Here is a 22,709-nt window from a genome sequence, read left to right as displayed (position 1 = left end):
TTGTCTAGGGGTTCAGCCTAAATCCATATTTTTGAAAGATGGCTTTAGCCTGCGCACTTTTTTGTATAAATTGTTCAAATTGCACTGCTTCTTTATTCTGTGCGCCTTGCCATGTCAAAGCTAAAGGATAAACAATCAGACTATGTAAATTTTCTGGGAAGGTACCAATGATTTTCACTTTTCGGCTGATCAAGGCATCAGTTTTATAGACAATCCCCACTTCACATTCACCGCGTTCGACAAAAGCCAAAGCCGAGCGCACATCACCCGTTCCAACAATTCGCCCTTTTAAGCCATTTAACCAGTTCAGTTGGGTCAGACTTTGCCTGGCATATTTTCCGGCAGGCACTGATTCCATTTGCCCGGTACATACATAACCTTTAAAGGACTGGGCAAAATTAAAACTGGACTGGGGTTCAAAATGAATATTCAGATGTTTCGGGCTGATCGCCACTAACTGATTTAACAGGATGGGATGAACTGAACTGGAATTTATAAGTTTCTTGTGTACCAGATAATTCATCCAATCCTGATCAGCTGAAAAGTATAGATCACTACTAGCTCCTGCTTCGATCTGTTTGGCTAAAGCAGAAGATGCACCAAATACGGAAATAATCTTAGTTTGTGGATGTTGGGCTTGGTAAATCCTGGAAATTTCGGTCACAGCATTATTTAGACTCGCTGCGGCGTAAACCTTCACTGTTCCTGCATGGACTGAGGAAAACATCATGGCAATGCACATGAATAAAAACAGAGATTTTTTCATGTGCATCTACCCCATCAGTGAATAAATAAGCCTTGAACAAGATCCCCTTCTTTCAGGCTTTTTCCTGCCGGAATGCGAACCAGACAATTGGCCTGCATGAGATTGCTCAGCATATGTGATTGCTGTTTGGACAGACTTTTGACTCGTAAAACCGACTGCTCAAAACTGGCGGACATTCTTAAAAAGCGCTCTCTGGCATCCATTTTCAGATCATGGGTGAGTACAGCATTAAACCAGTTCGGCTGAGATTTGTGTCCTTGCAAGGCATTTAATAAAGTTGCGGTGTAGATCTGTATGCCGACATACACTGCTGCGGGATTTCCCGGCAAACCCAGCAGATAACAATGTGAACTATCATTGCGCTGTAACTGGGTAAAGAACATCGGCTTGCCCGGCTTCTGTTTTACTTTCCAGAATATCTGTTCGAAACCTAAATTTAGTGCTACAGGCCGAATGAAATCATAATCTCCGACAGATACACCGCCTGTGGTTAAAATCAGGCCATGGCTTGCTGATAATTCTTGAATGAGATTCCGTACTGCCGCCTCAGTATCTGCAACATGAAAAATCTCAACCTGCTGCCCGGCTTGCTGAAACCAGGCTTCAATCAAGGGGCCGTTGGCATCAAAGATTTTACCTGCCACAAAGTCTTCTATACTTTCAGCAACTTCATCGCCTGTAATGACCACAGCCACTTTAGGATATTGAAAAACCTCAACAGTATTAATCCCCGCCATGCTTAAAGAGGCAATTGCACCGGCTGACAGTTGCTGACCTTTATTGGCCAATAATTGCCCGACTGAAATTTCTTCGCCCACATCCCGGATATCGGCATGAACTTTAAGCTGTTCCGTAATTTTGATTCTGGATGAATCGCTCGCTTGAACGATTTCCTGACGTGCGACCGTAGTCGTCCCGAGGGGAATTTTAGCGCCGGTAAAAATCCTGACGGCCTGACCATCCTGAAGTTGCAGTTCATTCTGTTGTCCTGCCCGAATTTCACCAATCAGTTGGAATTCGCGTTCTGGTTCAATTACAGATTGGGTACACAGTGCATAACCATCTACGGCACTTTGCGAAAATAACGGTAGATTAATCCCAGAATAAATATCCTCTGCCAGATAACGATTCAGGGCCTGATTCAACTTCAAGCGTTCAGTTGCTAACACTTGAGTATGCTGCAAAATTAATTCTAAAGCCTGATCTACTGTAATCAGACCATGTTCTGCTCCACATCCAGACATTATTGATAACCACCTTGATGTGGAATATTTTTTTGCACATCAAATAAATGTACCAACGCTGGTAGTACCGCAATTAAAGATTCTTTGGCGCCTTGTCGGCTGCCCGGTAAAGTCATTACCAAACTGTTATCAATATAGCCAGCAACGCCACGACTTAAAGCCGCATAAGGCGTGCGTTTCTGTCCAAAACTGCGTGAAGCTTCCATGAGTCCAGGAATTTCCCGTTTCAGTAAAGGCTGTAAAGTTTCAACCGTTAGATCTTTAGGACCTAGGCCTGTTCCACCCACAGTTAAAATCAACGGATAGTCATTTTTCTGTTGATAAACCAAGGCCAACAACTGTTCAGGATCATCTGGAATCACCTGATAGGCTATATTTTTAAAATTGGCTTCTTGTAATATTTCCAGGACATTTTGCCCTGCTGTATCCGGTTTTTTTCCGGCAGCGACTGTATCTGAAAGCACAATGATGGATGCTGGCAAGGCTTCTTTTAAGACACGGGTAAAATGCGATTTACCACCTTTTTTCTTTTGTAATTTACATTGATCCAGACATAGATCTTCCGGTTCACAATGTGGTTTGAGCATATCGTATAAGGTCAATCCAGCTAGACTGACGGCCGTCAAGGCTTCCATTTCCACACCGGTTGGACCAATTGTTTCTACTGTGGCAATAATTTCGACATGTGCATCAAACAGTTCATATTCTACGTCAGCACGATAAATTGGTAAGGGATGACAAAGTGGAATCAGTTCATCAGTACGTTTAGCCCCTAAAATTCCGGCGATGCGAGCTGTCTTTAGCGCATCACCCTTTTCCGTATTGCCATTCCGTAATAACTCAATGCAATGTGGCGGTGCATGCAGAATCCCTGTAGCTACTGCAGTCCGATAACTTTCTGCTTTCATCCCGACATTTTTCATTGCATGTTCCTATAGTTCATTTCTTCTTAAAACGTGTGTCTGTGCTGACTTATATCGGCCATTGATAGATTAATGGCGTAGTCTCTTTGGCATGATGACAATGTTGATGCGTCTCATCTGAATGTTTTGGATGATGATGCATGTGAGCAGTTTCTACATCTTTACGGATACAACACCCCTCAACATATTGACTACTGCCATCCATATAAAACTCCTCTTTCCAGACTGGCACTTCATGTTTAACCCGCTCCACTGCTTCCTCACAAGCGGCAAAAGCTTCACGTCGATGTGCAGCATAAGCAATTGCAATAATGGCTTTTTCACCAATATCTAGTGCCCCAATTCGATGAATTACCCGCACATAGGACACGCCGTATTTGGTCTGGATCTCCTGTTCAATCTGGCGAATCATTTTTTCTGCAACAGGTGGATAGGCCGTATATTTCAGTGCCTTGACTGCTTTACCTTCATGGTGATTACGTACCGTTCCGATAAATACTCCGACTCCACCACATTCAGGAAAAGACTGGATCGGATCAAAACTTTCCAAATCTAAAGCAGTATCCTGAATCCTAGAAAATTGCTTGAATTTGCTCATTTCAGCCTCCTGCGACAGGTGACAACAGCACCAAAGTACTGTCAGCACTAAGGGGTGTCTGACGTGAAATGATGTCTTCACCAATGGCACAGGCACAGCGCTCAATCATGCCAAATGCATCAGGATAATCTTGTCCCACCTGATTCAAAACTTCAGATACGGTACTTTGAGATTTGCAGATAATTTCGAGATTTTGCGGTAACTGTCGTTCTACCGCACCGAAGGCTTCAATTCTGATTTTGATCTGTGACATCTTAACCTCCTATCATGTGCATACTAATTTTGCGGCTGTTTTGATTCATACTTTGATTTTTCAAGCGCTGCTCTATAGCATGAAAGCCCTGTTCTTTGTTCCAGATATATCGGGATAAAGCGCCATACAAATTCAACTCGCTTAGAGCGATAGATGAATTTAGTGATTTAATTTCCTTTTTAAGATTTAAGCCTTGAGGTGCAAACAGGCAGTTATAAAATTCACCTTGTGCAGTCAATCGCAAGCGGTCGCAGCTGCCACAAAATGAATTGGTAATAGTTGAGATAATTCCAATCGGATGGCCATCAATCAGATACTGGCGTGCGGGTTCCGAAGCTGATTGGGCAGAATTATTAGTTTTTTGAGTGAGCGTAAATTCAGCCGCCAAAGTTTCTAAAATGTATTGTTCACTGACCACATGCTCAGTAGACCAATTGTGATCACCATCAAGTGGCATAAATTCGATAAAGCGCAGGACAATGTTTTGCTGAACTGACCAGCGCGCCAATGGCAGAATCTGATCGTCATTCATACCCTGCATCAGCACGGTATTGATCTTAATCGGTAAACCAGCATCTTGTGCTGCCTGAATTCCTTCCAGCACAGGTGCCAAATCTTTTTGAGTCAGCTGTTTAAACTGATCAGCATCCAGACTGTCCAAACTAATATTCAGGTCATCCAGTCCCGCCTGCTTTAAGGCCTGTGCATATTGTTTTAAGTAATGCGCATTCGTAGTCATGGAAATGCGTTGTAGTCCCAGCTTTTTCAGCGCTTGCAGTTGTTCAACAAAATGCACTACGCCCTGACGCATTAACGGCTCACCACCAGTAATGCGGATATACTGGATGCCATTACGCACCATAAAATCGCAAAATTGATACAGCTCTTCAAAACTGAGCAGATCGTGTTTTTTCGTCCATTCCGGATGTTCAGGCATACAATAAACACATTTAAAATTGCAGCGATCGGTCACTGAAATCCTTAGCTTGCGCTTGCCACGACCGAATTGATCGACAAACAAGGCATCATTTTTAAGCTGTGTCATCATATTCATGTTGAACATCCATCTTCAGGCATTGGGTGGGTTGTTGCACATATGCAGTGCGCGAAACTCAAATCGCCCAATCTTGTAATAATTAGATTTGCAATAAGTGTTCCAACTTTGTGCCAAAAGCAAAATATTCAGTTTTTAGTGCAGAAATTTGAGCTGTTGATACTGTTGCAGTTCATCCAGCGAGTTAATACTGTGAAAAAATAGCGCACGATTTTTAAAACGTGCCACTTGTGCGTGCAAATCAGCAAAACAGTGTTTAAGACTGCGCTGTTCCTGTTCAAGATGTAAGTTCAGGGTTGCCAGACTGCTGCGTTTGACCAGACAAAATGGATAAAGTGGCTTGCCGTTAATTTCCACATAGGCCACTTCAGCCAGACTATTTTTGGCTAGAGCCTGGTGTAACTTGAGCAATACTTTGGAAGGAATATAAGTTACGTCACAAGGGACAAACAGTACATAATCCGACTGCACATGCGACCAGGCACTTTTCATGCCCATTAACGGCCCCTGAAAGCCCTGCTCATCATCTTGATAATAATGAACACTGGGAATAAGTTTCTGGTAAATGGAATAGTCGCGATGGCTGTTAATCCAGACCTGTACAACATTCGATTTCAGCTGTTGGTGAATCTTGATCAGCTGAATCTGGTCATCGAATTTCTGCAACAGTTTGTTAATGCCATTCATGCGTCTTGCCTGTCCACCCGCCAGAATCACCAGATCAGTACGCGGATAGGCTGTTTTCTTATTTTCTCTCTCGGCTCCTTTTTTCATTCTACCGTCTCCAATTGACATGTTTTAATCAGGCCACGGATTTCAGGTAAACACGAACCACAATTCCCTCCGGCTTTTAAACATGCGGTCACCTGTTTTTCATCCGTAATATTTTTAGTTTTAATAGTTTCAATGATGCAGTTTTTACCGACTTTAAAACAGCTACATACTAATGGACCCTCATTATTTGCCATCGACATCGGCTGTCCAGCAAGTAAGGCTTTACGGTGCATAGCACTTAAACGTTCACGTTTAAACAGACTTGCCACCCAGTCGCGGTCCGGCAATAAGGCCTTCGGTGCAATATATAGACTGGCAATCACATGACCATCCTGAAGTATCACGCTATGACTGATGTGGGCGGTCTGATCTTCAAGATTCAGCCATTCAAAACTTTCATCCTGAAATGGCAATAATTCTTTTAAATGCTCAGTGGTGTAGCTAAATTTCTTCCGGTCTGCCAGTTCATAACGTATTGCCTTGCTGGTAGTGATTTTAGTCCACCACACGGTGGCTTCAATCGACGGCTGTACGATTTTTTCAAAGCCTTGACGCACATAAAATACGCCTTGCCACTGGCTATAAAATGGATGGATGATAACCGGAGTATGCTTGAATTCTGGCTCACCCGAAATAGCATCCACTACCGGATTTACTACCTTGCCGATCCGGGCATCGGATGCGACCTGATCATTCCAGTGAATGGGTGCAAAGACCTGTCCACGGCGGATATTGTCACTAATAGTCGCACGCAAGACACAATTGCCCCACTGCGATTTCACCTCAACCAATTCACCATCCTGAATCCCATATTTCAAGGCATCATGTGGATGAATTTCACAATACGGCTCAGCACGATGGGTACTTAAATTGGCAGAGAGACCGGTACGGCTCATGGTGTGCCACTGATCCCGGATCCGGCCGGTATTGAGAATTAAAGGATACTCACTGGAAACCTGATTTACCGGATCAATCGCTGTGGTGGCAATAAACTTGGCTTTGCCATCCGCATGACTGAACTGGCCTTGAGCAAATAACCGGGCGACAGATTTCGCATCTTGCTGCTTATCCCAAACTGGCCATTGCACCGGATCCAGTTCATCATATTCTTCTGCAGTTAAATTGCTTAAACCTTGCAGGTTGAAATAACGGAAATATGAGGTGTCTGTACGTTTATGCAGTTCGGCATTCTGATAGGCAGAAAGCCCTGCATGCTCCTTAAAGATTTCATAACTATTCTGGAAATCGAAGCCATTAAAGCCCATGTGTTTTGCCACTTGAGCAATGGCCCACCAGTCCGCTTTGGCTTCACCCGGTGCATCCAAAAATGCATGCTGACGTGAAATACGACGTTCCGAATTGGTCACGGTGCCATCTTTTTCACCCCAACCTAAAGCGGGTAACAAGACATCAGCATATTGTGTGGTATCCGTGTCCTGACAGATATCAGACACCACCACGAATTCACATTTGTCCAGGGCACGTTTAACCTGATCGGCATCTGGTAAGCTGACTACCGGATTAGTTGCCATAATCCAGATCGCCTTGATCTTGCCACTTTCAACGGCCTGGAATAAATCAACTGCTTTCAGTCCTGCTTGTTTAGCAATATACGGACTTTGCCAGAAATTTTGTACCAGCTGCTGATGTCCCGGATTTTCTAAATCCAGATGTGCAGCCAGCATATTGGCTAGCCCCCCGACTTCACGGCCGCCCATCGCATTTGGCTGACCAGTCATGGAAAATGGCGCTGCGCCCAATTTACCAATTTTGCCTGTTAATAGATGACAATTGGTAATGCTGTTGGCTTTATTCACCCCTTGCGAAGACTGATTGACCCCCATTGAAAACAGGGTCATAACTTTTTCAGTTTCGGCGAATTTCTGATAAAAAGTTTGCAGTTTCTCGACTGCAATACCGGTACGTTGAGCAACTTCTTGAATCGGAGACTCAGCTTCACTTTGTACTAAGGCTTGCTCCAAGCCTTGTGTATGTTGAGCAATAAATTCTTGGTCTGCGTGACTATTTTTCCAGAGGTACTGCAATAAGCCATTAAACAGCGCCACATCCTGACCTGGCAGAATTGGTAGGTGTAGATCTGCTGCTTCACAGGTACTGGTAAAACGCGGATCAACCACGACCACAAACAGGTCGCGCTGTTCCTTGGCTTTCATAATGCGCTGATACAGCACTGGATGACACCAAGCGGTATTGGAACCGACCAGTACCACCATGTCAGTATGTTCGAAATCTTCGTAGCTGGCTGGAACCAAATCTTCGCCAAAAGCTCGTTTATGTGCAGCAACAGCTGAAGACATACACAGACGTGAATTGGTATCGATGTTTGCAGTACCAAGATAGCCTTTGACGAATTTGTTCACTACATAATAGTCTTCAGTCAGCAGCTGACCCGAGACATAAAAGGCAATGCTGTCACGACCATACTGGTCGATACATTGCTGAAATTTATTGGCAATGGACGAAACTGCAGTATCCCAACTCGTGACTTCACGCTGATCTTTACGACCCAGCATTGGATGCAATAAGCGGGTTTCCAGTTCCAAAGTATCTGCCAGATTACTGCCTTTGATGCATAACTTGCCAAAATTGGAAGGATGGTTGGCATCACCTTCAACAGTCACTTTCGAACCTGATATGGTCGGCGTTACATGTGCAGTCACACCACAACCCACGCCACAATATGGGCACGTGGTCTGTGTGGTTTTAGTTTTTAATTCTGTGGAGCTTTCAATTTCCACAACGGGAATACTGTTCATGGATGCTCCTTAGGAGTTGAAACACAATTTAATTCTTTTCAAAAAAGGTTCATTACAACGGTGTCTTTTCAATGCAACTCATTTATTTGGATCAACCTTCGGTTCGACCTACTTTTCTTTCGGGAAAAGTAGGCAAAACCAGTGTCATCCGCAAAACTCGCCCTCATCCGGCATGTATCAAAAAGGTCGCAGAAACATTCATTTTCATATTTTGTCTTGGCTCAAACAGTTGCGGATGACGTTTCCGCGGATCTTGGTTTCACCATGACAAATTGATTTTTTACCCTGCTTTCTTTAATGCAAAATCCCGACCAAAAAGCAGCTTGTTACGAATCGTTGCAATTGGGGTTTGATCTGCAATCAGTTCGGCATACCAGGTACCGTCTTCCGTATCACCAAACAGCACCGCACCAATGACTTTATCCTTTTGAATAATAATGCGTTTATAGATCTGACGCTTTTCATCATTCAGTACGATATCTTCAAAATCATCTTTTGGTTCGAAGTCACCTGCAGAGAATACATCACAACCACTCACTTTCAGCTGAGTCGGAACCGTCGGCGCTTTAAAGGTCAAGCTGCCATGCTCGGCCAGATGTGATGCACAAATGAACGCCTGGCCCCAAAGTGGTTCAACCAGACCAAAGGTTTGACCACGGTGCTCGATACATTCACCCACCGCATAAATACTTGGGTCAAAAGTCTGCATGGTGTCATTCACTAGCACACCACGGTTGCAACGCAGACCGGCACTTTGCGCCAATGCGATATTTGGACGAATACCAACTGCGAAGACCACCAAATCAGCAGCCAGCACGGTGCCATCTTTTAGTTTCACTTGGGTCACATGACCTTCTTCACCAATTAAGCATTCGGTATTGGCTTCAGTCAGGATGGTGATACCTTTCTGCTCAATCGCTGTTTTCAGCATCTGGCTGGCTTTGCTGTCCAGCTGACGATCCATAATGCGATCCATCAGGTGAAACACAGTGACATTCATGCCTTGCTGTTGCAGGCCATAAGCAGCTTCCAGACCTAGTAGACCGCCACCAATCACCACCGCATTTTGTTTGGTTTTGCAGTAGTCCAGCATGTTGTTCACGTCATAAATGTCGCGGAAGCTAAGTACGCCCTTTAAGTCGCTACCTGGAATTGGCGGAACAAATGGCTTGGAACCCGTCGCCAGAATCAAACGGTCATAACTGATCATTTCGCCTTTTTCGGTATACACCTGCTTACGCGGACGATCAATACGTACTGCTGGATCACCAGCAATCAGACGGATACCTTTGTCGGCATACCAGGCATGTGGATGCAGCATGATGTCATCAATGGTTTTCTCGCCAGAAAGCACTGGCGACAGCATGATGCGGTTGTAGTTGCCCCAAGGCTCTTCACCAATCACAGTAATTTCATAACGTTCTGGTGCCATATCCAGCAGATCTTCCAGACAACGCATGCCTGCCAGACCATTACCGACCAGTATCAGTTTCATTTTTTCCGGTGAAACACCGTTGTTGGTGATATAGGTTTTTTGTGGCACGGGGCTAATGAACACCTTGCCGTTTTCAATCTTGCTTGGAAAAACCAGTAGCTTTTGGTCTTTATCTTCCAAACAGCGGCCAGTCGCCAGACTGAAATGCTGCTTGTAAATTGGTGAAGCGACAACACGCTCGCCTTGCAAGTCACCAATGATGCCGCGTGACATCACAAATGCTTTACTAAATGGATCCTGGTTACTGAGTGCATAAACACGTTTTTCTGAACCTACACGAAAGATCGCAATTTGCTGATCTTCCACCAAAGCTGCAACGCCAGTATTAGGCGTGATATCATCCAGTGCACACACTTCAACCCAATTCAGTTCATTCATATCTTTAAACATTGTCATATTCTTGCTCCTTTATTCTTTGAATCAGGCTTCAACTACCGGAATACGGCTGGCATTGCGTTCAGCTTCAGTTTTTGGACGGATCTGACCGCGCACTTCAGTAAATTGAACGTGCGGATCGTTTTGCTGTTCAGCCTTGGCATTAATAAAGGTTTTGAAACGTTTACGGACTTCTGGATCTTCAACTGCAGTACGCCATTCATCCTGATAAGTGCCCACCACATGCTCCATACGACGCTCGAGTTCTGCTGCCAGACCAAGCGAGTCATTCACGATGACATCTTTCAGATAATCCAGGCCACCTTCCAGGTTGTCACGCCATACCGAAGTACGTTGCAAACGATCAGCCGTCTGGATATAGAACATGAAGAAACGGTCGATATAGCGAACTAAAGTTTGTGTATCCAGATCTGATGCTAGTAGTTCAGCATGACGCGGTTTCATACCGCCGTTACCGCAAACATACAGGTTCCATCCTTTTTCAGTGGCAATCACACCCACGTCTTTGCTTTGTGCTTCGGCACATTCACGGGTACAGCCAGACACGGCCATTTTCAGTTTGTGTGGAGAACGTAAGCCCTTATAGCGGTTTTCCAGATAGATCGCCAAGCCCACAGAATCATCTACACCATAACGGCACCAGGTGCTGCCGACACAAGATTTCACGGTACGCAGCGATTTACCGTAGGCATGACCTGATTCAAAACCGGCATTGATCAGTTTTTCCCAGATTTCTGGTAATTGATGCAGTTGCGCACCAAACATATCGACACGCTGGCCCCCAGTCAGTTTGGTATACAGACCATATTCTTTAGCAATTTGACCAATTACGATCAGACCATCTGGAGTGACTTCACCACCTGCCATTCGAGGAACTACAGAGTAAGTACCATCTTTTTGAATGTTACCGAGGTAGTAATCGTTACTGTCTTGCAGGCCGGCATGGCTTGGTTTCAGGACAAAGTCGTTCCAGCAAGATGCCAGGATGTTTGCCACTGTTGGCTTACAGATATCACAGCCCAGACCATGACCATGTTGCTGGATCAGGTCATCAAAGGTCTTGATTTCATTCACACGAACCAGGTGATACAGTTCCTGGCGTGAATAAGCAAAGTGTTCGCAGAGATGGTTATTTACTGTTACGCCTTGACGTTGTAACTCAGATTTCAGAACTTGCGTCACCAGCGGTGCACAGCCACCACAAGCTGTAGCAGCTTTGGTGCATTTTTTCAGTGCACCAAGCGAAGTTGAACCATCGGCAATCGCTGAACAGATATCCGCTTTAGATACGTTGTTACATGAACAGATAGTTGCGCTGTCTGGCAACAAATCTACACCGCTGCCACCCGTTTTCGCTGCTGCCTGATCAAAGCCCGGCATGATCAGGCTTTCCGGATTTTCCGGGATTTCCAGACCATTTAGCATCATTTGCAGCAGGTCGTTATATTCTTTGGCACAACCGACCAGCACTGCACCGAGCAGTTTGGTTTTTTCAGCATTAACTACGATTTTTTTGTAGATCTGCGCTGCTTCATCTGCATAGAAGTAGCTCAGTGAACCTGGTGTCATGGCATGTGCATCGCCAACTGATGCAACATCCACACCCATCAGTTTCAACTTGGTGCTCATGTCTGCGCCAGTAAATGAGGCACATTCTTCTTGAAGTACATGTTTCGCAGCAATACGTGCCATGTCATAGCCGGGCGCAACCAGACCAAAAATCTTGTTATTCCACAGCGCACATTCACCAATTGCGTAAATGTCCGGATTGGAAGTTTGGCAATAATCATTGATCATGATCCCGCCACGCTCACCGATTGCCAGTCCGCTTTGACGTGCCAGCTCATCACGTGGACGGATCCCTGCAGAGAACAGAATGATGTCGGTTTCCAGCTCAGCACCATCACCAAACTTCATCACGTGCTTGGCATTGACACCATCTTCAATAGACGAGGTGGCTTTTTGGGTATGGACTTTAACGCCCAGATCTTCGATTTTGCTGCGTAATACTTTACCGCCAAGATCATCAATCTGTACTGCCATTAAGCGTGGTGCGAATTCGACCACATGCGTTTCCAGATTCAGGTCACGCAGCGCTTTTGCCGCTTCCAGCCCCAGCAACCCACCGCCAATCACGACACCGTTTTTGGCATTCAAGCTCGCTGCACGGATCGCATCCAGATCTTCAATGGTACGGTAAACAAAGCAGTTTTCACGGTCGTTGCCTGGAATTGGTGGAACAAAAGCATAGGAGCCGGTGGCTAAAACCAGTTTGTCATAAGCAATCACATCGCCATGATTAGTGGTGACTGTTTTATTAACAGTATCGATTGCAGTCGCTTTGGTACTCAAACGTAGATCAATTCCATACGCATCTGCAAAGTCGTTACGGCAAAGGGTTAAATCCTTGGCTGATTTTCCAGTGAAATATTCAGTTAAATGTACACGGTCATAAGCCAGACGCGGCTCTTCTGCCAGAATCGTGATTTCAACGTCATCACCCGCATGCTCAAGCACAGATTCAATAAATTTGTGTCCTACCATGCCATGGCCAATCATTACCAGTTTCATATTCCTTCTCCTAAATTTTCTAAATCTTGTATCTTGTGTTTTAAGCCAGGTTGTTTCGTTCAAGAACAGCTTCTTCATATAGCTTTTGCTCTTTGGCCTTATGCTCAACCGAGAAGCGAATCATCAGAACAAAACTTGCTGCAATCACGACCAGGCCGCCAAGTGCCATCAGACAGGTTTGAATATCCAGCATGCCTTTGAGTAAGAATCCTGCTGCGACCGCACCCACGTTACCGCCTGCACCGATAATGCCGGCCACACCGCCTAAAGCATCACGGTCAATAAATGGCACCAGCGCATATGTTGCACCACATGCCATATGGGTAAATAATGCAAAGACAGTCATTGTGATAATGGCCAGCATGGCACTGTTCATTTGCGAGAATAAAATCAGGAATAAGCCTTCCATCAAGATCATGGCAAACAGCACTTTGGTACGTCCGTCCAGGCCTTTTTTGATGGCAACTTTGTCTGAAACGATGCCACCCAGTGCACGGGCAAACAGGGCTAGCAGACCGAAGATCCCGGCCGTCATACCTGCTTCTTTTAAACCAAAGCTGAAGTTTTCTACGTAGTACATGGCTACGATGTTATGAATGAAGATTTCGATACCGAAACAGGCCGCATAAGCGCCAAATAGAATCCAGACACGGTAGTTACGTGCAGCATGCATCAGAATTGCCATGCCACCTTTTTTCTCGCTACCAACCTGAATTCCTGCTGCACGCAGTTCTTTAAAGTTGCCTTGTGGACAGTCCTGAGTGAATTTCCAGTACAATGCACCGACGATCACCATCATTAGGCCTGGAACGATCAGTGCAATTCTCCAGCCCATCGCCTGTTCAACACCGAACATCACCAACGCAGCTAGAAGTAAAGGCATCAAGGCTTGAGTTGCACCACCACCGGCATTTCCCCAACCTGCAGATGCCGCATTCGCTGTACCGACCACATTCGGCGCAAACATGATGCTGGTGTGATATTGGGTAATGACGAAACTGGCACCAATGGCGCCAATCAGTAAGCGGAAAAACAGAAAGGATTCATAGCTATTCGCAGAGGCCACACCAAAGACCGGGATACTGCCGAGTACGAGTAAGGCGGTATAGGTTTTCCGTGGACCATATTTGTCACATAGCGGACCGACAATCAGTCGAACCAGAATAGTGATTGCGACTGCTGCAATATTGATATTGGCGATTTGATCTTTGGTTAAGCTGAATTCACCTGCGATTACAGGCATCAGCGGTGCACAGGCGAACCAGGCAAAGAAGCAGACAAAAAACGCGAGCCAACTCATATGGAAGGCTCTCATTGCTGCGCTGCTGAAATTCAAAAGACTTATTTTTGTTGCTTTCTTTTCATATAAATTTGAAGACATCACCATCTCCTTCCAGAACTGAACGTATAGGCTTATCTGCTATGCGAATCGCTGCACACCAGATGCGATCAGAACGGACGTCATTGGCCGTCTTACAAATTTCTTTAGAGTCGTCTTTGACTCAAATTCTAATAAGCACAAAGCGTGCCAATAAAATAGTTATACGAATAAGTATTTGTATTTATATTAATTATCTAGAGGTACTTTTATATTTTTTCTAAATTATAGTGACTGAGAACCAAGCTCTTTCTTATTTTCCTGAGAATATTCATATCCAGATTTTAAAATTGCCACTTCACTGCGCCTTTTGGCACAGCTTTAGTGCAAGGAAGCATATAATCAAATTAGGTATTTTTAATTAAAGAAAAACTTGTAGTTAAAATTTAATTTTTTTAAATGAGTTAGTTACTTAAAAATCTAGATGTGTCTAATACAATTCAATGAGGAAAATTTTAATTCAAGATTATGTACTTCACTTGAATTTTGGACATATAGAGAACAATATAAATTTATTCCATATTTTTTAAATAATTACATGGTAGTAACATTAAATAGAGAGCCAATCCAGAAACTGAATAGCATGGCAACGATGCCCCAAATCATGACACGCAGTGCGCCTTTCCACATGCTGCCACCACCTGCATAACTGGCTAATGCTCCCATCATTCCCAGACTAAGCACTCCCACCAGCATGACGCCCTGATCTAGCAAATGTGAAGGCAATACCAAAATGGATACCAATGGAAATAAAGAACCTACCGTAAATGCTGATGCTGAAGAAAATGCCGCCGTAAAGGGCCGGGCAGCTGTCTGTTCCAGAATTCCAATTTCATCACGCGCATGCGCATCTAAGGCATTATGTGCAGTAAGCTGTTTTGCCACTTCTTCGGCCAGATCAGCTTCTAACCCTCGCTTGATATAAATATTTTTTAGTTCTCTTAATTCATGTACGGGATGCAGATTTAATTCCCGCTCTTCCATGGCGAGATCATTTTTTTCAATATCCTGTTGCGACTTGACCGAGATATATTCCCCAGCTGCCATCGAGGCTGCACCAGAAATCAGGCCAGCAACACAAGCAATCAAAAGTGTTTGTGACGAAGCACCACTGGCTGCCATCCCGACAACCAGACTGGTCACGGAAATAATTCCATCATTGGCACCAAGCACTGCGGCACGCAACCAGCCAGAACGTTGTATATAGTGTTTTTCATGATGATGGGAATGAGGCATGTCTTTCTCGTTCTTCTAGCTGATGAAATAAGATTTTAAATTTTAGCCACTTACTATTTTATCATCCTACTTTAAGCTAAATATTTCAAATATGAATCTTCACTTTCAGAGATATCTTCGAGTTTTATTTACTTATTTTTAAAAAATAAAAATTATTTATAGAGAAAGCTTAAATGGATTTTAGCCAGCGGCCGCCATAAGCAACTCACTGGCTATACCTTAAAGGATGAACTTCTGATTATTAACAATGACCTCTCACTTTATATAAGTAATAAGGCCAAACGCTTAAACTAAATACATGGCATTAATCACTGATATCGAGACCATGCCTTAGCCTCGGATGGCAGCTTCAATTGCAGCGATATCAATTTTCTTCATGGTCATCATGGCATCAAAAGCTCTTTTAGCAACACCACGGTCTGAACTGTATGATGCTTCAAGCAAAGCTTTAGGGATGATTTGCCAAGATACTCCCCATTTATCCTTACACCATCCGCATTCACTTTCCTGACCACCATTATTGACGATCGCATTCCAATAGCGGTCAGTTTCTTCCTGATCTTCTGTGGCGACTTGAAATGAGAAAGATTCATTATGCTGAAATACAGGTCCTCCGTTTAAACCAATACATGGAATACCCAGTACGGTAAAGTCTACTGTGATGACATCACCTGCTTTACCAGAGGGATAATCTCCAGGTGCAAGAACGACGGCACCTACAGATGAATTTGGAAAAATTTCTGCATAAAATCGTGCGGCTTCTTCAGCATCATGATCGTACCAAAGACAGATGGTATTCTTTGCGATATTCATGATCTCACCTCTTCTTTCAGAATAGGTTTTAGACTACTTAAGAACTCTTCAATATCTCATCTATTAGTTGAGTCCTACTCTTCCCATCTTTCACCTAAAACGAGAGTAAGCCTGTTTTAGAATTGTATATTTATTGATCTAATTGACTGAAAGCGTCATCAAAAAGAATAGTTTTAAAGAGTCGAGAGGAAACCTTTATCACCACTTAATCATAATATGTGGCTCTCTTTTTAGAGAATCGGTCAAGCTGCTTTAAAAATCCTTCGAAATAATCTTTCTGCTTTTCTTCAGTTCGATAACCTGCATATAAAGTCCGGCGCAGTCCATTCGGGGCTATACAATTCAAACGGCGTGAAGTCACCCAGCCTTTTTGCTCATATTCATTCACTACCCAATCTGGCAAGGCTGCAATTCCCCGACCACTGGCAACCAGTTGAATCAGCATTTGAGTCAAGTCGGTGGTCCGAATTTGTTTAGGTAAAATATTCGCTGGAATAAACAGGTGTGACATGATGTCCAGACGGTGCTTGTCCACTGGATAAGTAATCAGTGTTTCTTCCGCCAATTCCTGGACGCTAATACTTTGGGAACGCACTAAAGGATGAGTATTCGATAGCACCAAACGCGACTCATACTCAAAAATCGGGAAATACTCTATACCCTTCAGTTCAATAGGATCAGCGGTAATAAGCAGATCGAATTCCCCTGTTTGTAATAATTCATGCGGATTGGCCTCAAAGCCAGAAGCGAAATCCAAATCTACATCTGGATATTGAATACGATATTGATTCAGTAAAGGCATCAACCAGTCGAAACAGCTATGGCATTCGGAAGAAAAAATGATCCGTCCTGTCTGCCCATGCACAATGCGAATGATATCACTCTGTGCAACATGGACTTGAGGCAAAATATCATCTGCCAGCTTCAGTAAGCGCTGCCCGACATTGGAAAAACTGACCGGGCGACTACGGCGATTGACGATTTCGACTCCGAACCATTGATCCAATTCACGAAGCTGATGGGACAAAGCTGAAGGCGTGAGACAAAGATCTCCTGCTGCTGCAACCAGTGAGCCATGTTCTCGTAACGCGACTAAGGTTTTTAAATGACGAAGTTCTAACATGAATGCCCTGAAACCTATCTAATCTGATTCAATCTTAATTAAATAAGCTTACCCTATTTTGAACTTTAATATTATTAAATTTCATTTTAAAATTTATAGAATGAATTTTTTTCAACCAATAAAATCTACCACTCTTATCGATACAAAATAAAAACCTCCGAAATTAGGAGGCTTTTACTTCAGTTAGAGTTTAAGACTCAACCTCTTTTCAAAAGAAGGAAACACCCTAGCTCAAAAATCATGAGACATTTCCTTCTATTCAGGCTTAATAAACTTAACTGTTTTTTATGGACTGAAAGACTTGATAGGCTGCCTTGATTCGCTCTGCATTGGGAATTTTTTTATTCATCATCATCACCAGTCCAAAATTTTCTTCCGGAACAAACAGCACATAGGTGCCAAAGCCATTGGTTGAACCGGTTTTATGAAAGACTTGTGATTTTTCCTGAATAGTATTTTTGACTATTGGATTTGCTTGCATCACGACTTTTTCAGAATTACTTTCCAGCAAAATATCGAGTGTCGTCGGATATGAAAAAGTCTCCCAACCGAGTGCTTGGGTCATTTTCCCAAGCTTAAAATATCCATGATGAGTTTCCAGAAGCGCTTGTTTAATATCAGGCTTGTTCTTTTTCAGATTCAGATTGGTATCTAATAATTTCAGCATATCGGGAAGTGTAGATTTCACCCCATAAGCCTGGGCATCTAAAGCTCCCGGGTTTACCCGCACCGGATGATTGTTCTGATCATAACCAAAAGCATAATGAACCCTATGTGCTTTCGGAACATTGATATAGGTATTCTTTAAATTGAGTTTTGGAAAAATCGTCTGTTCCAGCAATACGCTAAAAGGAACATTCATTGATCTTGCACTTAACTCACCAAACAAGCCAATACTGGGATTTGAATATTGCCGATATTGGCCAGGCGGATGTTTAATCTGCCAATCTTGAAAATACTCTAAAACTTGCTGATCAGTCTTAACCTGATCCGGAAATTGCAAAGGTAAGTTTCCACTCGTATAAGTCGCTAATTCCAGCAAACTGACTTTGTTGATTTCTGAATTCTTTAAATCAGGCCAATATTTAGCTGGATGATCATTAAAAGAAAGCTTGCCCTGACTCTTGGCATAGCCCCCTGCAATGCCCGTAAAGATTTTACTTACAGAACCTAATTCAAAAATTGTTTGCCGATTTACAGCTTTATGGTCGATATGAGATTGCAGGCCATAATAATATTCATGATTTTTTCCCTGATAAATCACCCCAACAGCCATTCCCAATACATCATATTGTTGCATGAGCGGCTTGAATGACTGATCAATAGCAGCCTCAATATAATTTTCCTTTGTGTCATCTGCATTTGCCTGAACGCTAAATCCTATAGCCAAGGCAATGATTCCTGCCTTAAATCCCTTCAACGTAATTAAAACCATTCTTATTTTTTATCCCATTTAAGAAAGTGGTTATCTTCTCACTTATTTCCCCACTCATTCTTAGTAGATTCTTTATTTCTCTTTCTATTGATTAGTGAATTCAATTTCTGAACTATTCAATCTCTCTTGTCTATAAGTTGCTCCCTCATAGAGGACATATAGTCATTCCAAGCTTTCTCCACTTTTTTATAAAAATGATAGAATTGGCATACCTATAAAATTTGAAAATAAAATATAAGAGTTAAATAAAAATAAGCTAAATCTAGCCATACCTCTAAATTTAAGATTTTATTTTATTGACTAAAAAATTATTAGATAAAAATTCAATCCCACTATTTAAAATAAAAACCTCCCAAAATAAGGATGTTTAAAAAATTAAAAATATATTTGAAAAATAAATCAGGCTATAAAATACATAAATTATTTTTAAGAAAAGTTGTTAACAAAATAAACAATTGATTATATTTATATTTTAAAAAATAAACCTAAAGATAAAACTATTCTATTTGCTTAAAAATAAATACTCATTTAAATATATACCCCCATAACCCTATTTATCTATCTTGAATTACTACAACTATCCATTAGCACTTTTAAAATCAAAAAACGTTATATAATCATTTATACGCCTTTTATATAGGTTGGATGATTGTGCGTTTAACCTTTCAGAAAGCTTCTATTATATTCGCCATCTTTGCATGGCTAATGCAGCTTTCTGTCTTTATTACGCCCATTTTGCAAACACATCCTGAGCTTGGGTCTGGAATCTGCAAGCAACTTGCTATTTTCAATCCACCGGAAGCCCATGCTGATCATATTAAATTAGAGGCTACACAGTCGCAGATCCAGAAATCTTTCCTATTAGCTGAACAGCGCAATGTAGAAGAAAAAATCCTGTATAGCGCAGATACTTTTTGTAAATTCTGTCTGGTTTTGGGACAGAATTTTAATCCTGTTTGGCTTGCCTGCCTTCTCATCTTACTGACATTAATTTTGGGCAAAACACCTCATCGTTTACCTGTTTCCAGTCTCAAGCGTTATCAAAAACTTTACTTAACCTTCTTCCAAAATCGTGGTCCTCCACTTTCTATCTAGTTCATAACCTAAACAGTTGTCTTAATTATTTTTAAAAATATTCAAACTACTTACTTTCAGTATGTGGTTCGACATTCCTTTTTTCCTGATTCAGGTGGAATAATAATGAATACACAAAATAATTTATTTAAATTCAGCGCACTTTCACTCGCAATTTTGACTTGTAATCTTATTCATGCAGAAGAAAGTCCAGCAAAGCAGCTCGAACAATTAGCACCTATATCCGTGATGGCCAGCCGTGGCAGTAATTTACAGGATATGGACATGAGTACGACGGTCATTGAATATGAACAGATTCAAAATGCACCACAAAGCAGTATTGACCAGATTATTAACAAAATTCCTGGCGTCTTTACTCCGGCCCGCCTATCGACCCAATTACATCCAACTAGCCAGCTCATCAGCATCCGTGGTTTTGGCACCTCCACCAATGGTTTAAATCTGGTGCTTGTCGATGGTATTCCCGCCAATGATCCTTATTTTAGAACTATCAATTGGGCCCAAATTCCTAAAGAACAGGTCGAGCGAATTGAAGTGATCCGTGGCGGTGGTGCGACCAGCTTATGGGGCAATATGGCCATGGGCGGCGTAATTAATATTGTTACCCGTCAGCCAGAACAAGGCAGTGCAATTTATGCAAGTTATGGCAGTTTTAATACGGCTAGTTACGGAGCCAGTCAAGGATGGGAACTGTCAGAAAAATTTAAAATCGGCTTGAGTTATGACGGCAGCCAGTCTGATGGCTATTGGCAGGTACCGAAACGATATCGCCATCCAGACATGAGCAAAACAGAAAGTCAGGTGGATACACTCAATATTAAAGCCATTTATAGTCCCAATCAGCAGGATGAGTATTTACTCGCCTTGCTTGCGAGCGAAACTAAAGAAGAAGGCTTGCAATATCGGGATGCTGAAAATAAATGGAATACGTTTCGCATTGCTGCCACTGGCCTCACCGAGCTGAGCTCAGACTGGAAATTGAATACATTAGCGTGGTATCAAACCAATGACATGCAAACCCAAAATGCTTCTATTCCAGGTTATAGTCTGGCAACTCCAAATAATGGCACATCGATTATCAGCCAGAAGGAAAAGGCGGAATATGACAGTTTCGGTACATCAATCACAGCAAATACCCAATGGAAACAATTGGAAGACATTAAATTTGGTATCGATTATCGCCAAATTGAAGTGAAAGACCCGCTGAATATTTTTAATAGTACCGGTTTTTTGGGCAATATCACTGCAGAAGCAACGCATCAGTTTGCAGGTATTTTTGCCCAAGCTTTGTATCGTCCTGAAACCTTGCCTCTGGATATTACTTTGGGTTTACGTCAGGATTTCTGGAAAGCCTTGGATGCAGAAACTTATGGACAATATGCAGGCAGCCCGATTCAAAACCGTCTGACTGACCAAGATGAAAATCACTTTAGTCCCCGCCTCGGCTTTAAATATCATTTCAATGATCAACTGGATCTGCGCGGTGCAGCCTATAAAAACTTCTCTGCACCCGGTCTGAACCAGATGTACCGTAGTTTTATCGGTGGTTCGAATTACACAGTTCCCAATACTAACCTGAAATCCCAAACCAATCGGGGAGCCGAATTAGGTTTTGATTTTAGCGATCATGCTTTAACGCTTTCTGGCACCTATTTTTATAATAAAGTGAAAGATTACATTGATTATGCGGTTGTTCGATCCGACTGTGATGCAGGCAATAATTACTGTGATACTGGGGTGAGTGCTGCTGCCACATTACGCCAGTATGTCAATGCCGGTGATGCCAAAATGCAAGGATTTGAACTTATTGCAAATGTTCAGGTGAACGATCGTATTAGCCTGAATGCGGGTTATACAAGAACCAAGTCTGAACTGACTCGCTCTAATTTAAGCGTTGCTGTAGCGCCAACCGGCCAGCAGATCGGACAGATTCCGACCTGGAATGCGACTTGGGGTGCATCCTGGCAAGCGACAGACCAGCTGCATCTAAATGTGCAGTTACGAGAGTTTGCCGAGTATTGGAATAATACCGCGCATACCCAGCTGAATGAGGGAGCCTTAACGGTTGATCTGAGTGCGAATTATCAAGCCACTCCTCAATTACAGCTATTCGCCATTGCACAGAATATTACAGATCAATCCTATTATGATCAGGGTCTCAGTTATCTGGCAGATGGCAGTCTCAATACTTCAGGTTCAGGTACGATTCCTCAATATGCTTTGCCTTTAAACATCACAATAGGAGCAAAGTATCGCTTTTAAAGCCTGTTTAAATTGTTACCAAGAGATAAACACTCAGCCTGTTTTGATCTCTATTCGAAGATGCCTATCCTTTCAGTCTTGAATGCTGGAACCGGTATGGCCATTAGATATAACTGGATTGGATGACTAAAGCTCTTAATTATTTAAGGGCTTTTTTTTTGAATATCAAAACAAGTTGAAGCTAAGTTTTTAATATTTCATTTTCTTAAATTTCCATAACAAAAACTTGTGTTCATAAGCCTTTTTGATATGAGTATTCAAAATAGATTTTCCTTACAAAAAACTACATTTCCTATGATTTAGTATCTTGGAATTATCCAAAAAATATTTTTTATGAATAACATTAATTTATGTTATAAATTAACCCCATATTTTATGAAATTATTTATTACGTAATTAAATTACGTATTGAATAATATTCAAGATCCAGTATGATGAGTTAAATTCCTTCTTTTTCTTGTGTGCATCAGGAATCGATGCAGTTCAGCAAGTCAAAGAAGTCAGGCAAACGGATTT

General features: G+C 42.5%; 17 protein-coding genes. 2 read left to right on the top strand and 15 right to left on the bottom strand.

Annotated elements, in window-relative coordinates; genetic code table 11:
• Positions 1-4: 4 nt before the first annotated feature.
• The 15 genes from modA to ampC form a co-directional block, all read right to left on the bottom strand.
• On the bottom strand, positions 5-766 hold the full coding sequence (modA, locus tag FTU00_RS04095) for a molybdate ABC transporter substrate-binding protein (protein WP_180179153.1): 762 nt from the start codon (positions 764-766) through the stop codon (positions 5-7).
• 14 nt (positions 767-780) lie between these two features.
• The gene (locus FTU00_RS04090; RefSeq protein ID WP_180179152.1) at positions 781-2,010 is read right to left on the bottom strand and encodes a molybdopterin molybdotransferase MoeA; all 1,230 of its coding nucleotides are present in this window, start codon (positions 2,008-2,010) and stop codon (positions 781-783) included.
• On the bottom strand, positions 2,010-2,933 hold the full coding sequence (moaCB, locus tag FTU00_RS04085; protein WP_004783148.1) for a bifunctional molybdenum cofactor biosynthesis protein MoaC/MoaB: 924 nt from the start codon (positions 2,931-2,933) through the stop codon (positions 2,010-2,012). The genes FTU00_RS04090 and moaCB overlap by 1 nt, the downstream gene beginning before the upstream one ends.
• Before the next feature lie 49 nt (positions 2,934-2,982).
• A complete protein-coding gene (locus FTU00_RS04080; protein ID WP_004783149.1) occupies positions 2,983-3,531 on the bottom strand; it encodes a molybdenum cofactor biosynthesis protein MoaE in 549 nt (182 codons plus the stop codon).
• Between the two features lies 1 nt (position 3,532).
• The gene (locus FTU00_RS04075) at positions 3,533-3,784 is read right to left on the bottom strand and encodes a MoaD/ThiS family protein (RefSeq protein ID WP_004783151.1); all 252 of its coding nucleotides are present in this window, start codon (positions 3,782-3,784) and stop codon (positions 3,533-3,535) included.
• A 1-nt stretch (position 3,785) separates the two neighbouring features.
• Positions 3,786-4,838, bottom strand: a complete 1,053-nt coding sequence (gene moaA, locus FTU00_RS04070; RefSeq protein ID WP_180179151.1) for a GTP 3',8-cyclase MoaA — start codon at positions 4,836-4,838, stop codon at positions 3,786-3,788.
• Between the two features lie 135 nt (positions 4,839-4,973).
• Positions 4,974-5,612 carry a molybdenum cofactor guanylyltransferase gene (locus FTU00_RS04065; RefSeq protein ID WP_180179150.1) on the bottom strand — a complete coding sequence of 213 codons (639 nt, stop codon included), beginning with the start codon at positions 5,610-5,612 and terminating at the stop codon, positions 4,974-4,976.
• Positions 5,609-8,389 carry a nitrate reductase gene (locus tag FTU00_RS04060; protein ID WP_180179149.1) on the bottom strand — a complete coding sequence of 927 codons (2,781 nt, stop codon included), beginning with the start codon at positions 8,387-8,389 and terminating at the stop codon, positions 5,609-5,611. Before FTU00_RS04060 ends, FTU00_RS04065 begins: the two co-directional genes overlap by 4 nt.
• 280 nt (positions 8,390-8,669) lie before the next feature.
• The gene (gene nirD, locus FTU00_RS04055; protein ID WP_180179148.1) at positions 8,670-10,280 is read right to left on the bottom strand and encodes a nitrite reductase small subunit NirD; all 1,611 of its coding nucleotides are present in this window, start codon (positions 10,278-10,280) and stop codon (positions 8,670-8,672) included.
• Positions 10,281-10,304: 24 nt separating this feature from the next.
• Positions 10,305-12,851, bottom strand: coding sequence for a nitrite reductase large subunit NirB (gene nirB, locus FTU00_RS04050; protein WP_218951758.1), 2,547 nt, complete (start codon positions 12,849-12,851; stop codon positions 10,305-10,307).
• A 40-nt stretch (positions 12,852-12,891) separates the two neighbouring features.
• Positions 12,892-14,232 carry an MFS transporter gene (locus FTU00_RS04045; protein WP_004783163.1) on the bottom strand — a complete coding sequence of 447 codons (1,341 nt, stop codon included), beginning with the start codon at positions 14,230-14,232 and terminating at the stop codon, positions 12,892-12,894.
• 531 nt (positions 14,233-14,763) lie between these two features.
• Positions 14,764-15,465: a VIT family protein gene (locus FTU00_RS04040; protein ID WP_180002442.1), complete on the bottom strand. Its 702-nt coding sequence runs from the start codon at positions 15,463-15,465 to the stop codon at positions 14,764-14,766.
• 330 nt (positions 15,466-15,795) lie between these two features.
• Positions 15,796-16,278 carry a VOC family protein gene (locus tag FTU00_RS04035; RefSeq protein WP_180179147.1) on the bottom strand — a complete coding sequence of 161 codons (483 nt, stop codon included), beginning with the start codon at positions 16,276-16,278 and terminating at the stop codon, positions 15,796-15,798.
• A gap of 205 nt (positions 16,279-16,483) precedes the next feature.
• Positions 16,484-17,401, bottom strand: coding sequence for a LysR family transcriptional regulator (locus FTU00_RS04030; RefSeq protein ID WP_180179146.1), 918 nt, complete (start codon positions 17,399-17,401; stop codon positions 16,484-16,486).
• A gap of 274 nt (positions 17,402-17,675) precedes the next feature.
• Complete coding sequence (gene ampC / locus FTU00_RS04025) at positions 17,676-18,836, bottom strand: class C beta-lactamase (RefSeq protein ID WP_180179145.1); 1,161 nt, start codon at positions 18,834-18,836, stop codon at positions 17,676-17,678.
• 651 nt (positions 18,837-19,487) lie between these two features.
• Between ampC and FTU00_RS04020 the strand changes: the two genes are divergently transcribed.
• Both FTU00_RS04020 and FTU00_RS04015 read left to right on the top strand, forming a co-directional pair.
• The gene (locus FTU00_RS04020; protein ID WP_180179144.1) at positions 19,488-19,931 is read left to right on the top strand and encodes a hypothetical protein; all 444 of its coding nucleotides are present in this window, start codon (positions 19,488-19,490) and stop codon (positions 19,929-19,931) included.
• A 105-nt stretch (positions 19,932-20,036) separates the two neighbouring features.
• Positions 20,037-22,193, top strand: a complete 2,157-nt coding sequence (locus FTU00_RS04015) for a TonB-dependent receptor (RefSeq protein ID WP_180179143.1) — start codon at positions 20,037-20,039, stop codon at positions 22,191-22,193.
• The last annotated feature ends 516 nt before the right edge of the window (positions 22,194-22,709 follow it).

This window comes from Acinetobacter sp. YH12041 (assembly GCF_013419975.1).
GTDB lineage: Bacteria > Pseudomonadota > Gammaproteobacteria > Pseudomonadales > Moraxellaceae > Acinetobacter.
Note: the sequence above shows the minus strand (reverse complement) of the source record. Positions and strands in the feature narration are given on the sequence as shown.